The sequence below is a fragment of the Pseudomonas sp. MF6755 genome, from assembly GCF_016405635.1.
In the GTDB taxonomy this organism is placed as follows: Bacteria; Pseudomonadota; Gammaproteobacteria; order Pseudomonadales; family Pseudomonadaceae; genus Aquipseudomonas; species Aquipseudomonas haemolytica.
In genome coordinates, this window is sequence record NZ_JAEKDA010000022.1 from 27,761 (window position 1) to 40,672 (window position 12,912).

Sequence of the window (12,912 nt, forward strand, 5' to 3'; positions counted from 1 at the left end):
TTTCGTTCCTATTGGAGAAACACTCATGAACGACCTATCCCAAGTCTCTGTATCCCCCTTGGCCATCGGCCTGACTGAGTTCATCGACGAATTCGGTGATGAATTATTGGACTCCCTCAATCGCTCTAACCCACCGGTTTATTCCGGCAGCATCAACGAAGCCCATCAACGGGTTATGAGCGAACTCAAACGCCAGCCGTTCCCTGCTCAAGCTGATGTAGTGCAGGCCGTTGCAGCTTTATTGCTAGACCGCAACGAGCAGGCAGCCGTTATCAATGCAGAAATGGGCACTGGGAAAACCATGATGGCCATCGCTGTAGCCGCTGTCATGCACAGTGCGGGCTACCGCCGCACTTTGGTGATTTCGCCTCCACACCTGGTCTACAAATGGCGACGGGAGATACTCGAAACCATCCCAGACGCACGCGTGTGGGTTCTCAATGGACCCGATACGCTGGTTAAGCTGATCAAGCTACGTGACCAACTGGGGGATCCTTACGATGGCCGTAAAGAGTTCTTCATTCTCGGACGCGTGCGAATGCGCATGGGGTATCACTGGCGTACGGTATGTTGGCCACGTCGCGCCAGCGGCGGATACAACTTCGCAGGATGCCCCGACTGCGGACGCCTTCTGGAGGACTTAGAAGGCAACCGTGTGACTGTCGAAGAGTTTCACCGAGAGGAACGCCGTCGGAGCTGCCCTTATTGCCAAGGACAACTCTGGACGCTGATGCGCCCGGGCAAAGCCGACAACGGAACTCGTCGTGCGACCATACTAAAATCGATGTGTCGGATTCCGACTATCGGTCCAGTACGTGCGGACAGATTGCTGAATGACTTCGGGGAGGACTTCCTCGCCTCGATGCTGATCGACAACGTCAGCGAATTCATCAATCTGATGGACGCTCAGGGCAATTTCATCTTCAGCGACCGCCAAGCCAAACGCATGGAGCGCGCCATGGCCAACATTGAGTTTGGCTTTGGCGAGGGCGGTTACCAACCCACCGAGTTCATCAAACGCTACCTACCAAACGGATATTTCGACCTGTTGGTGGTGGATGAAGGACATGAATACAAAAACAGTGGCTCGGCCCAGGGTCAAGCTATGGGTGTATTGGCAGCGAAAGCACGTAAAACCGTGCTGCTGACAGGCACCCTCATGGGTGGCTATGCAGATGATCTGTTCTACCTCCTGTTCCGAATACTTACCCGGCGAATGATCGAGGACGGTTACAAACCAAACGCGCGCGGAAGTATGGCTCCGGCCGCGATGTCATTCATGCGCGACCACGGCGTATTGAAGGACATTTACACCGAGCGGGACAACGTGTCACACAAAACAGCCAAGGGAAAAAAACTCTCGGTGCGAACGGTGAAAGCCCCAGGCTTCGGCCCTAAAGGCATTCACCGCTTTGTGTTGCCGTTCACCGTGTTTCTGAAACTTAGAGATATCGGTGGCAACGTGTTGCCGGCGTACCAGGAGGAATTTGTCGATATCAGCATGTCTGCAGAACAAGCGTCGGCCTATCAGCAATTGGCAGGAAAACTGACGCAGGAACTTCGCCAAGCATTGGCCCGTCGAGACACTACCTTGCTAGGGGTAGTACTCAACGTGCTGCTGGCTTGGCCTGACTGCTGCTTTCGACCGGAGATCGTTAAGCACCCTCGTAGCAAAGATACCTTGGCGTTCGTCCCCTCGATCTTTGCAGATGAGCAAATAATGCCGAAGGAGAAAGCACTGCTCGACCTCTGCCTCACGGAAAAAGCCAAAGGCCGGAAGGTTCTGGCCTATACCGTGTACAGCGGCACGCGAGACACCACCTCTCGCCTGAAACGACTGCTGGAGCAATCTGGTTTAAAAGTAGCGGTCCTGAGGGCGTCAGTGGATACCGCCAGGCGCGAGGATTGGATCCTCGAGCAGGTAGACAGAGGTGTCGACGTACTGATCACTAACCCGGAGCTGGTCAAGACCGGGTTGGATTTGCTCGATTTTCCGACCATTGCGTTCCTGCAGACGGGGTACAACGTATACACCTTGCAACAGGCAGCTCGACGGTCATGGCGGATTGGGCAAAAGCAGCCGGTGCGGGTGGTTTTTTTTGGCTATGCCGACAGCTCTCAGATTACTTGCCTGCAGTTGATGGCCAAGAAAATCGCCGTGGCTCAAAGCACGTCGGGAGATGTGCCAGACTCTGGTCTCGACTCGCTGAACCAAGATGGTGACTCAGTTGAAATGACACTTGCAAGGCAGCTCATTGCTTCATAGTTTGACGGCCACCTTCGGGTGGCCTTTTTTTTCGGTCAGATGGGAAGAATTAGCAGGTGCAAACCAGACAGTCAGTGCACGTCTGTGAAACGTTTAAACCGCCAACAATCCCAGCCAGTTGGTTAACCGATTCGTGGTGTGTGCAGTTGCAATCAAGGAAGCAGAATTAAAATTGTAACAATTTTATGCTTACTTACTACTAAACATGGAGGTTATGACATGCCTAAAACACCAATGATTCGTCAAACCACCTCTAATGGGTGCGCTTGGGCATGCATACAAATGATCTTATGCTCCCATAGTTTTGAGCCTACTCTCCACCTGCCTATTATCCCTAAAAAAATTACCGACGGCATAAAAAAAGTCAGCATAAGGGATTTATCATCGACTTTTCGTCTCTATGGACTAAGAGTCAGAAGCTGGTGGTTACATGAACACGAGCTAAAAAACTTAACACTCCCCTCAATTATTCTATTTGGCAAAAACCACTATGCAATATTAGTGGAAACCAACGAACAATTTTCTTTAATCAAGGATCCGAGAAGAGGGTATTTACGCATATCAAAAACCGCTCTCGACAGATTGTTCGGAAATATTGCAATAGAGATTTTATCGAACAAGACTAGACAACAATCAAACCGACACTCTTAAAAGGGACTTATATGCGCAAACTAAAAGCTTCTGAGCAGTATATAATTTGTGGCGGCCAAAGCACTGATACATACCCGGACATTACGCTTCCCGACATTACTGTAATTGCACCTGAACCAGATCCTGGAGATTTCCCGGATGGCCCAAGCCCGACAGATCCTGATGGAGGAAATGGCGAGCCAGAACACGAGCCAAATCCATTGTGTGTAAACCCATCTCGAAATGTAGACCATGCATTTATTTCGACTAGTGAAGGCCAACAGCGTCTGAACGGTTACTGGCCAGGAGGCGCGAGCAGTGGCGTAACAGTTGCTACTGGCATTGACTTGGGTGGTCGCACCGAGCAAAGCATGGCCAATTTTGGCTGGCCAGTTGACTTGATATCTCAATTGCTTCCCTATACAGGGAGAACCGGTCAAGAGGCTAACAATTTTTTGTCAGCTAATCCGCTTACTGTATCCCAAGCTAACGCTGATTTGATGGACAGCTCCGTCTTAAGTAATGTAATGTCACAAGTGGCTACAAACTTTGACAATGCAGCTACTTTTGCGAACTTTGATCAACTCCCCTCTGGAACTCAAACAGCAATAGTTGACTTAGCCTATCAATATGGCACCAATCTAGCTGTAGCCACCCCAAACTTCTGGGTGCAAATTACGACAGGTAACTGGCAAGCGGCACTTAATAACTTAAACAACTTCGGTGACGCGTACCATGAGCGAAGAGCGCGAGAAGCAACGCTTCTTCAGAATGACATTAACACACACCGCATGCCATCCGATGCAGATCCATGCTAAAGCTAGGGCAGGAACAAGCATGCACTTTTTTACTCGTAATACATTTTGTTTAGCCTACTCACTATTGCTTCTTTACTGTACTGCTGCAAACAGCACTGAAGGCGCCGAACAGGACAAGGAAAAGCTTCAAAATTACCTTGGGGATATGAAGGGTACCTACATAGTAAATTCTTCGCCGGTAGTGGATCAGATCATCATGGGACTGTCCAACCCCGACCCGGACTCCAACATCATTCTGAGAACCCCTGAAGGTATAAAAAACGCAGTAATGAAATCCGGCTGTCGTTTCCGATCATGTACTGAAAAATCCGCCATCATTTACGAAAGTGAAAAAATCGTCGGCGCCGCGTTAATAAGCAAAAAATGCTCAGACTTGCGTACAATCGAAAGACCTTCCGGCTGCAACAAAGTTTCCACATTAACTGTTTTTATAACTAAGAAAAACCCAGATTTTTCCGCGATAAAAACCCTCCTAGACTGGGGAGAAAATAAAGCTCCAGAGAGCAATATAGAATATCGAGTAATACAGTAAAATCATGCACAAGCGCATTTTCTCATCGCCAAAATACCCCCCCATAGGGGGGATCTCAACCTACACCAACACGCTTATTGATGAAGCTAGTGAGGCTCTCTCCGACCTAGTCAGATTCGAACCAGTTTTCCTCAACGAGGCAATCGCACAGCAATTAACTTCGGATAACAAAACTGTAAGATTTAGGGGAGCTCTAGCGTCATTAGAAAGACCTCTATCAGAATTCATGCTCGTTAAATATGGGTCGCCTTCTGTAACTGGAGAACGCACGACTCTTGAATTACCAATTTTTGAAAGTTACCTGGCAGACATAAAGAGAATCCCTCACCTTAAATCCTCGACCTTCATTGAATTGCTTGAAAGCATAGCGACTGACGCTAACAAAGAATCAGTGAAGCTCAGATCAGAACTAAATGTAATTACCAAACCAGACCACCTCGGAGATTACTGGCAGTTTTTGGATTGGCGCCATGTGAAATCCGAACTAATCAAGCTGCACTCGTTCCTGAAATTTGGGTACGCCAATAACCTTCCGAGCTGCTTCCTGGCGCCGGTGTTCATTGGAGCATTTAACTGCATCCATCCCTTTCGTGATGGAAACGGTCGCACTGGGCGAATAGTTTTCAATGGACTTATTCAGATTCATATAGACGAAGCAAACAGATTCTACATACCGATGAAAGAGTTCATGGGGCTTTCGAGTCATGGATTTGACCTCGCAATGCGAGAGTCCATTTTATTTGGTCGATGGTCGACTCTGATCGTTTACTGCTGTCGAGTAATTATAATAATGAAGAAGAGACTGGAGTCAGACTCAAATTTCTTGTGGTAGTCCTATTCAACGTTGAATTGAGCGACACAGTGGGCTGCTTTATTTTGGGAACAATACATCTGACGGCAGAACATCACGACACAGATCATGGCTAACTAATAACATGCTTTGTAGCCTCAAGCACCGCCGCCCCTGTCACTGTCGAAGTTTTGAGCGGTACTCGCTCTGCGATGCCAAGTGGCACGTCGAGCTGAGACCCAGATTGACTAGGTTCGTTTGACCGCGTTCCGCTCAATCAGTCACTTGCAATGGTAAATACTCCATCAGCAGTGATGCGCAGCTTCTCTCCGACCTCGGCGATCGTCGACCCTGAATGTACCGTGAAGCTCTTTCGTTGGCTTGCCTGTGGGGGCACCTCTCCGCAGGACTTAAATCAATCGGCCTGTAAAACCTATTTCCTAATGCACGTAACAGAGCGGTTTGAGAGGGTGTCTTGGCTTTTGCGCGAGGACGCCCATGAACCTACCACGCCCTACTCGAACCACAGCGATACTCAGCCTCTGCCTTGCAATACTGGCAGGCATGCTGGGTTATGAGCATCATCAACTCTCCCAACTCAGCACCAGCTTAGCTGCGACTGCAAACAAAGAGTCGCTCGATGCGTTGTTGACGCGGCTGGGCAAAGTCGATGAGCGACTGGACACGGTAGCCGGCAACCACCTGGTGACCAATGAGGACTTCCGAGCCGGGCAGCAGGCTTTGTCGAATCGAATTGATGCCGCACAAGCGTATGCAAAGCAAGCGACGGAGTCAGCGCAGGAAATCTCTCAAAATGCTGCGTCTACTGGTGAATTGGTAGTCCTCAAAGCCAGCGTCGAAACACTCGATAGCCGTCTTCAAGAACTCAGTCAGTCACGAATCAAACAAGCCACTGCTGTTCCCCTCAAGCCCAAGCCTAAGCCCGTTGCCCGCCAACCAAAGCGGCCAACACCGCCCGCTACCACCATTGTCACACCGCAAACACCCCCTTTTACCGTTGTCGGTATCGAGTATCGCGGCGGAGAACGCTTTTTGTCCGTAGCACCGCCTGGCAGCACGCAGTTGAATCAAATTTACCTTATCCGACCTGGTGACGCTGTGGCGGGCACCGCCTGGCGACTCAACGCGCTGGACGGAAGATCCGCACGCTTTGACGTGGCCGGAACACCTCAAACCGTAACCGTCGCGCAATAGGACCTCCTTTATGCACTCCCCTACCACTTCCTCGAAAACAATGAAGCCCAGGAACATTTTGGGTTTCATTGCAGGCTTGGCCACCTTCGCGTTTGCATACGGCTGTCATGCGGCTTCGGGGCAATCAACGTCGATCTCGAACACTCAGAACAGTGAAGTTCACAACTCTTCTCAAGGAGCCAGTCAGACAGAACTCGCCCGCGAGTGGGGATTAACCCCCCAAGAATGGTCCCGCTTTCAAACTGTGATGGAAGGTCCTCGCGGAATCTATTCGCCAGGCCTGGATCCTCTGACAGCACTTGGCATCGAAGCGAAGTCGGAGGAGGAGCGCCGACGCTATGCAGAGCTGCAGGTGCGAGCCGAGCGACAGCGTATCGATAAGGAACTGGCGTACCAAAGGGCCTATGACCAAGCCTTCGCACGTCTTTACCCCAATGAAAAAGTCATTCAACTATCGTCCAACCCTGCATCTGCTCCAGGCTCGGGAGCGGTAACTGCTGTGAAAGGCACTGGACGACTAGCCGTTTTTGTTCAAGACAGTTGCAACGCATGTATTGACCGCGTCAAAGACTTACAAAACCAGAAACAGGCCTTTGATCTGTACTTCGTTGGTAGTCAAGGTGATGACGAAATAATTCGCCGCTGGGCCATCTTGGCCGGAGTCGAACCGGCCAGCGTGAGAAGCCGACAGATCACACTGAATCACGATGCCGGTCGATGGCTTGGCCTTGGACTCGGCGGTGAGCTGCCGGCCGTGGTACGCGAGGTGAATGGACAATGGCAGCGTCTGTAATTCGCGCGGCTTTAACGGGGGGGCTACTGCTCACCGCGGCATTTGCTAACGGTGCCGAGGTTCCGCCACCGGCCTATCAGTTGATTGCCCTGCCTGCCGGCGTTCCGTCCGAGGTGCTGTACTCCGTTGCACTGCAAGAGAGTGGCACCCGACTTCGCGGCCAGATCGTCCCCTGGCCCTGGACGTTGAATGTCGCCGGCGCCGGATATCGCTTTGCGACACGCAGCGATGCTTGCAGAGCGTTGATGATCGCCCTTCAGACCGCAGGCCCAAGTAGGGTCGACGTCGGTCTTGGACAAACCAACATCGGTGCAAACGGCCACCGTTATAGCTATCCCTGCGAAGGGCTGGATCCGTACAAAAACCTCTCGGTTACGGCCCAGATCCTGGCTGAGCAAAAAGCTAAAGGAGGCGATTGGATCACCGCTGCTGGCCGGTACCACCGCCCTGCCGGAGGTGAACCCGCTGCCCGCTACCGACGAGCTTTTGCCAAACACCTCAGCCGGGTCACCGGTATCAACCTGATGGCGAATAATCCATGAATAGATTGCTGCATCTGCCTGTTTTGCTGTGTTTGGCCTCCCCCATAGCGGTGCATGCCACCTCGCTGATTGTTGTTGAAGACCGAGGGGGTGTTTCCGCTCTGCCCTACTACCAGGACTTGGCTCCAGAACCTACCGAGCAGTCCGCACAGTCAGACAATATTGGTGTGCGTGGGCAAGGCTCGTTTCCAGTGCGCTCTGACCAACTGACACCCGGGCAGGTCCAGGGCCGGGTAATCAATGCACCTGGCCTGCAACCATTGTTTCTTGTAGGCGACGATGAAAACTCCAGAAAGTGGTTATCACAGCGCCGCGATCAGTTACAGCAACTGCAGGCAGTCGGCCTTGTGGTTAACGTGGCCAGCGCCGAGCGATTTGCCGAAATCCAACGATGGGCAGGAAATCTACAGTTGGTCCCGGCACCATCAAATGATCTGGCACAGCGCCTGGGAGTCCAGCATTACCCGCTGTTGATCACTGCCACAACGATCCAGCAGTAACCAGGGTATGGCCTCTCTTACGCACATCACCTTGGTCATCAAGCAACCAGATGACCCACGAGCAGGCCAACTGCTTTTTGAACAGGTCACCTATGTCGCCAAGCTCTATGGCGGCACCGTCATCGCCCGCGTACCTGGTGACGAGGTGGAGCTATGTCAGCGGCTGAAAGAACGCCTGCCCGAGGCAGTTGAGCAAGCGAGGCAAGAGTTGGCCAATTCATCATCACGCATCAAAGGAGGATCCCGGCCCCATGAAGCTGACCAAGAAGCAACGCTGCGAGCTTCACGCTAAATTCGCGGGCCATTGCGCATACTGCGGTGTGCTGTTGGGAGACCGGTGGCATGCGGACCACAAGGAAGCAGTATGGCGAGAACCTGAAAGGGTGAACGGCAAGTACACCGGCGCCATCATTTTGGGGCTGCCGGAGAACCACACCATCAGCAACATGATGCCCGCGTGCGTGCCGTGTAACTTGAGCAAGGCAGCGATGCCATTGGAGGTCTGGCGAAAGCGCATTGCTGATCACGTCAACTCCCTCAACAGTTACCACCCCATATACCGCCTGGCCAAGTCCTATGGGCTGATCGTTGAGACAGGCAAGCCAGTCGTTTTCCATTACGAAACAGTGGGGCCACTGTTCCCTATCACTCATAGGAAATGATCCATGGCCACCTCCTATACCATTGAATCGTTACTACGCCCTGCCGTCGAGCTGTACACAGTTTGCGTATGTGTCGCTGCGGCGTTGCTTTGTATTTTAGCGCCCTGGGCGGTTGCTCTGACGCCCTTATTCGGGATGGTTGCCGGCACAGGCTTTCTGGGTCTGGGGTTCGTCCGCCTGAAACAGGCATTGGTGGTGCTGCGTTACCGACGCAATATTCGGCGCCTACCCCACTACACCATGACCAGCAAAGACATGCCGGTCAGCAATGAGCGGCTATTCATCGGTAAAGGCTTTCGCTGGACCCAAAAACATACTCAGCGGTTGATGGAGACTTACCTCCCAAAATACGCCGAGTATGTCGAGCCCACGTCTATCTATACCTTTGCTCGCAGAATTGAGGAGCGTTTGGAGTTCGCGCCCTTTCCACTCAAATTGCTGTCAAAGGCTACCTCGTGGGATGTGCCATTTAACCCGGCGCGTCCACTTCCTCCAGTCGGGGGGCTACCGCGCTTACACGGTATAGAGCCGAACGAAGCGGATGTCAGCCTGCCACTGGGTGAGCGGGTTGGACACTCCCTTGTATTGGGGACTACTCGTGTTGGGAAAACCCGCCTGGCAGAGTTGTTTATCACCCAAGACATCAGGCGTACCCGCCGTAGCCCCCGGCGCCGCGTTCATATGGGGCGACGCGTGCAACCCGTTCATCGAAGCCAGCGCAATGTAGAACTGGACCTGGACCGCGAAGTGGTGATTGTCTTCGATCCTAAAGGCGACGCAGACCTCCTGAAGCGCATGTACATCGAATGCAAGCGCGCAAACCGACTGGAGGAATTCTACGTGTTCCACCTGGGCTGGCCCGATCACTCCGCTCGCTACAACGCCGTCGGCCGGTTTGGTCGGATCTCGGAGGTTGCCACCCGCATTGCCGGCCAACTTTCGGGGGAAGGCAATTCCGCGGCATTCCGTGAATTCGCCTGGCGTTTCGTCAACATCATCGCGCGCGCCCTCGTGGCACTTGGACGTCGACCGGACTATGAACAGATCCTCAAGCATGTGACAAACATTGACGCGCTGTTCATCGAGTATGCGCAGAAGTACTTTGCTGAAAATGATCCCAAAGCCTGGCAAACCATCGTTGAGCTGGAAGGAAAGATCGATCGTAAGAACCTCAGCTTCGCCATGAAGGATCGACCGCTACGCGTGGTGGCCCTGGACATGTACCTCACTCAGCAACGCATCTCCGACCCAGTGATGGAGGGTCTGCGATCAGCCGTACGCTATGACAAAACCTATTTCGACAAGATCGTGGCCAGCCTTCTGCCATTGCTGGAAAAACTGACCACAGGCCGGATTGCAGAGCTGCTATCTCCCGACTACTTGGATCTTGAGGACCCACGTCCAATCTTTGACTGGATGCAGATCATCCGCAAACGGGCAGTGGTCTATGTCGGCCTGGACGCTTTATCTGATACAGAGGTAGCTGCAGCGGTGGGCAACTCGATGTTCAGCGATCTGGTGTCAGTTGCGGGTCACATCTATAAGTTTGGCATCGATGATGGCTTGCCCGGGGCCACCGGCGGCAAGGTAGCAATTAACGTACATGCGGACGAATTCAACGAACTGATGGGCGATGAATTCATACCGATGATCAACAAAGGCGGTGGTGCCGGCATGCAGGTCACGGCCTACACCCAAACCATGAGCGATATTGAGGCAAAAATCGGTAACCGGGCTAAAGCTGGCCAAGTCATCGGTAACTTCAACAACCTGTTCATGTTACGTGTACGTGAGACTGCAACCGCCGAGCTGCTGACCAACCAGTTGCCAAAGGTCCAGGTGTTTACCAGTACACCAGCGAGCAGTGCAAACGACGCTATTAACGGCAACACCGCTTTCACCTCTAACACTCACGATCAGATCCAAAGTGTCAGCGTACCGATGATCGAACCGGCGCATGTGATTGCCCTACCCAAGGGGCAATGCTTTGCCCTGATAGAGGGCGGGAATTTGTGGAAGATTCGTATGCCGTTGCCGGCAAGCGATACCGATGAAGTGATGCCCAAGGATCTTCAGGCCTTGGTTGAGGGCATGCGTAAAGGATCCGGAACCAGCAGCGACTGGTGGCAAGCACCGGGATATGACGCATTAAGTGAGTCGCTTCCTGATGACTTGGTAGACGACTTCCGCCAGATGGCCAATAACGGAAAAGCCGCATAGGCTTGAAGGAACAGAGCCATGGCCGATATCGCGGAAAAAGCCCAGCAACAACAGGAAGGTCAAAAAAACTTCCTGGGCATGCTGTTCTCTACCCCTTTTCATTTCTTGGGGGTGATGTTCGGCTCCTTGCTCGGCGCCATCGTCGTTGAATGGCTTTGCATGTACACGTTCTGGCCGGATGCCGGCTGGAAACATGCTCAGCAGATGTTCCAACATGAACTGGGCTGGCTGTCCCAGGATCTGCTGCACAGCGTTGTCATCAAGGAACCGGGGCGTACGGCAACCTGGCTGGCACAAACGGTCTATGACTGGCTGATGGTGAAAACCGGCATGCAGGACAACATAAATGCACTGACACAGTACGCTCGCTTAACATCACCACAACAAACGGGAACCTTGAACCTTCGCTACGAACTCGGTCGGGCGATGATCAAATTCCAGGACTATGGCTTAGCCGCGTTATACACAGTCCTGACCTTCTGTGTGCGAATGGTCATTCTGACGTTGACGATTCCACTGTTCGCCCTGGCGGCGTTCACTGGCTTGGTCGATGGCCTGGTGCGGCGTGATCTACGAAAATTCGGCTCCGGCCGCGAGTCAAGTTACCTGTATCACAAAGCCCGGGGGACGATCATTCCGCTGACCATCGTGCCCTGGACGGTCTACTTGGCCATCCCCATCAGCATCAGTCCCCTTTTGATTCTGTTGCCCTGCGCGGTGCTGTTGGGTGTGTCCGTCTACATCACCGTCTCAAGCTTCAAAAAATACCTTTAGGAGCTGCCCATGCAGTGGACACACGTATCAGCTACGTCTCTAACCATTGACACAGCAGTAGGCCAGCAAGATTGGGCTTTCCCACTGAGTAAGTGAACTGCTCATTGACAGTCAATGTTTGCGCCTGATATTGACGCATCAGGAACGCGAAAAGTGGAAGATTGACAGAGGCATCCGACCTCAGATTCTTAACGCTTCCAAACATTGACAGTTATATTTGGGTAAATGCAAACGTGCCTTTGAAAAGGCAGTGCCGAAGCCGATGAGAATTACGACAATTTGCGGCCGAGCCAAGCACTAGCGGCAAGTTCAAACCTACGCCAAGGCTATATACAAAGATCACGACCTCACTGAAGCAGAGATTCGCCGAGCACTGTTTGGCGGTGCTGCCACTTGCGCAGACTCATGCCTTACATGAACATGACAATCTTTCGGATAACTCGAACATCCAGCCAGTGAAGGCTGCGGAGAAAAAGAAGATCGGTGAAAGCGTTCACCCCCGTGTTAAGGGTCACGCTGCGGATCGGTAATGAGTTTGAGGGTAGGAAGCACACAATGGTCCATGAGGCGGATACGCTCAGTACGCGTCTCGCAGAACAGGAGGCGATCAAAGCGGCCAGGAAGAATTACCGCCTTGTAGAGTTGGTTTCTGTAAAATCGATGTAGCGTGGCTCATCGACTTGCCACCAAAGATCAGTGCACTCGTTATAAGACCATCCCCTCGGCAACCTGAATCAGCAGTTTCTCGACAATCCGAGTGCCCTGGGTAGTGGATAACAGTGCGAGGGGCTGTTCCTTGGCAAAACGTTGCTTAGGCTTGCTCAGCCAGCGCTGGGCTTTTTTGACGTCTCCGAACAGCGCCTCTGCCATTGCTGTCACATGTGCAAGTCGGAACAACCGATCACTCTCGTCCAGATTTAAGCGCTGTCGGCGAGCCAATCGGGCGTTAAGGGTCCCAACCGGCATAATCTTTTCAAGGGCGACTGCGTCGTACACGCCAGATTCGCTAAGCAATTTGAATCCCTCGGCTGCGAATCCTGCCGCGATAATCTCGTGGATCTCTTGCTCTGATGCCCCAACGGCAATTTGCAGTGAAATCCAAGATGACGTCGGTAGTGACGGTACACCGGTTTGGGCAGCAATTCAGCCAACATAGGTAGCCTCTTGACC

General features: G+C 52.4%; 14 protein-coding genes. 13 read left to right on the forward strand and 1 reads right to left on the reverse strand.

The features are described 5' to 3' along the window. The first annotated feature begins 25 nt into the window (after positions 1 to 25). From JFT66_RS25375 to JFT66_RS25435, 13 genes are all read left to right on the forward strand, one after another. Complete coding sequence (locus JFT66_RS25375; protein ID WP_057710759.1) at positions 26 to 2,266, forward strand: DEAD/DEAH box helicase; 2,241 nt, start codon at positions 26 to 28, stop codon at positions 2,264 to 2,266. Positions 2,267 to 2,500: 234 nt separating this feature from the next. Next, the gene (locus tag JFT66_RS30320) at positions 2,501 to 2,917 is read left to right on the forward strand and encodes a cysteine peptidase family C39 domain-containing protein (RefSeq protein ID WP_354003908.1); all 417 of its coding nucleotides are present in this window, start codon (positions 2,501 to 2,503) and stop codon (positions 2,915 to 2,917) included. Between the two features lie 11 nt (positions 2,918 to 2,928). Continuing rightward, positions 2,929 to 3,714, forward strand: coding sequence for a pesticin C-terminus-like muramidase (locus JFT66_RS25385; RefSeq protein WP_082628818.1), 786 nt, complete (start codon positions 2,929 to 2,931; stop codon positions 3,712 to 3,714). 19 nt (positions 3,715 to 3,733) lie between these two features. After that, positions 3,734 to 4,246 (forward strand): hypothetical protein, encoded by a 513-nt coding sequence (locus tag JFT66_RS25390; RefSeq protein WP_057710758.1) that lies wholly within the window; start codon positions 3,734 to 3,736, stop codon positions 4,244 to 4,246. A 4-nt stretch (positions 4,247 to 4,250) separates the two neighbouring features. Further along, positions 4,251 to 5,078, forward strand: a complete 828-nt coding sequence (locus JFT66_RS25395; protein ID WP_057710757.1) for a Fic family protein — start codon at positions 4,251 to 4,253, stop codon at positions 5,076 to 5,078. Between the two features lie 456 nt (positions 5,079 to 5,534). Beyond that, positions 5,535 to 6,251, forward strand: coding sequence for a hypothetical protein (locus tag JFT66_RS25400; protein ID WP_057710756.1), 717 nt, complete (start codon positions 5,535 to 5,537; stop codon positions 6,249 to 6,251). Positions 6,252 to 6,291: 40 nt separating this feature from the next. Further along, a complete protein-coding gene (locus JFT66_RS25405) occupies positions 6,292 to 7,044 on the forward strand; it encodes a TIGR03759 family integrating conjugative element protein (protein ID WP_082628823.1) in 753 nt (250 codons plus the stop codon). Beyond that, positions 7,029 to 7,586 (forward strand): lytic transglycosylase, encoded by a 558-nt coding sequence (locus JFT66_RS25410; RefSeq protein WP_032877907.1) that lies wholly within the window; start codon positions 7,029 to 7,031, stop codon positions 7,584 to 7,586. The genes JFT66_RS25405 and JFT66_RS25410 overlap by 16 nt, the downstream gene beginning before the upstream one ends. After that, on the forward strand, positions 7,583 to 8,086 hold the full coding sequence (locus tag JFT66_RS25415) for an integrating conjugative element protein (RefSeq protein WP_057710753.1): 504 nt from the start codon (positions 7,583 to 7,585) through the stop codon (positions 8,084 to 8,086). The genes JFT66_RS25410 and JFT66_RS25415 overlap by 4 nt, the downstream gene beginning before the upstream one ends. Before the next feature lie 7 nt (positions 8,087 to 8,093). Next, positions 8,094 to 8,378: a hypothetical protein gene (locus JFT66_RS25420; protein WP_124376261.1), complete on the forward strand. Its 285-nt coding sequence runs from the start codon at positions 8,094 to 8,096 to the stop codon at positions 8,376 to 8,378. Then, positions 8,338 to 8,748 carry an HNH endonuclease gene (locus JFT66_RS25425; protein WP_057710752.1) on the forward strand — a complete coding sequence of 137 codons (411 nt, stop codon included), beginning with the start codon at positions 8,338 to 8,340 and terminating at the stop codon, positions 8,746 to 8,748. Before JFT66_RS25420 ends, JFT66_RS25425 begins: the two co-directional genes overlap by 41 nt. Positions 8,749 to 8,751: 3 nt before the next feature. Further along, entirely contained in the window at positions 8,752 to 10,968 is a 2,217-nt protein-coding gene (gene traD, locus JFT66_RS25430; RefSeq protein WP_057710751.1) for a type IV conjugative transfer system coupling protein TraD, read from the forward strand. An 18-nt stretch (positions 10,969 to 10,986) separates the two neighbouring features. Continuing rightward, positions 10,987 to 11,742: a TIGR03747 family integrating conjugative element membrane protein gene (locus tag JFT66_RS25435; RefSeq protein ID WP_057710750.1), complete on the forward strand. Its 756-nt coding sequence runs from the start codon at positions 10,987 to 10,989 to the stop codon at positions 11,740 to 11,742. A gap of 705 nt (positions 11,743 to 12,447) precedes the next feature. Here the strand turns inward: JFT66_RS25435 and JFT66_RS25440 are convergent. Beyond that, positions 12,448 to 12,756 carry an antitoxin Xre/MbcA/ParS toxin-binding domain-containing protein gene (locus JFT66_RS25440; RefSeq protein ID WP_229999808.1) on the reverse strand — a complete coding sequence of 103 codons (309 nt, stop codon included), beginning with the start codon at positions 12,754 to 12,756 and terminating at the stop codon, positions 12,448 to 12,450. Positions 12,757 to 12,912: the final 156 nt, after the last annotated feature.

Coding starts and splice junctions, on each gene's coding strand:
- JFT66_RS25435 (WP_057710750.1), top strand. CDS start 10,987: ATGGCCGATATCGCGGAAAAAGCCCAGCAACAACAGGAAGGTCAAAAA.
- JFT66_RS25420 (WP_124376261.1), top strand. CDS start 8,094: ATGGCCTCTCTTACGCACATCACCTTGGTCATCAAGCAACCAGATGAC.
- JFT66_RS30320 (WP_354003908.1), top strand. CDS start 2,501: ATGATTCGTCAAACCACCTCTAATGGGTGCGCTTGGGCATGCATACAA.
- JFT66_RS25390 (WP_057710758.1), top strand. CDS start 3,734: ATGCACTTTTTTACTCGTAATACATTTTGTTTAGCCTACTCACTATTG.
- JFT66_RS25415 (WP_057710753.1), top strand. CDS start 7,583: ATGAATAGATTGCTGCATCTGCCTGTTTTGCTGTGTTTGGCCTCCCCC.
- JFT66_RS25400 (WP_057710756.1), top strand. CDS start 5,535: ATGAACCTACCACGCCCTACTCGAACCACAGCGATACTCAGCCTCTGC.
- JFT66_RS25410 (WP_032877907.1), top strand. CDS start 7,029: ATGGCAGCGTCTGTAATTCGCGCGGCTTTAACGGGGGGGCTACTGCTC.
- JFT66_RS25425 (WP_057710752.1), top strand. CDS start 8,338: ATGAAGCTGACCAAGAAGCAACGCTGCGAGCTTCACGCTAAATTCGCG.
- JFT66_RS25395 (WP_057710757.1), top strand. CDS start 4,251: ATGCACAAGCGCATTTTCTCATCGCCAAAATACCCCCCCATAGGGGGG.
- traD (WP_057710751.1), top strand. CDS start 8,752: ATGGCCACCTCCTATACCATTGAATCGTTACTACGCCCTGCCGTCGAG.
- JFT66_RS25375 (WP_057710759.1), top strand. CDS start 26: ATGAACGACCTATCCCAAGTCTCTGTATCCCCCTTGGCCATCGGCCTG.
- JFT66_RS25385 (WP_082628818.1), top strand. CDS start 2,929: ATGCGCAAACTAAAAGCTTCTGAGCAGTATATAATTTGTGGCGGCCAA.
- JFT66_RS25405 (WP_082628823.1), top strand. CDS start 6,292: ATGAAGCCCAGGAACATTTTGGGTTTCATTGCAGGCTTGGCCACCTTC.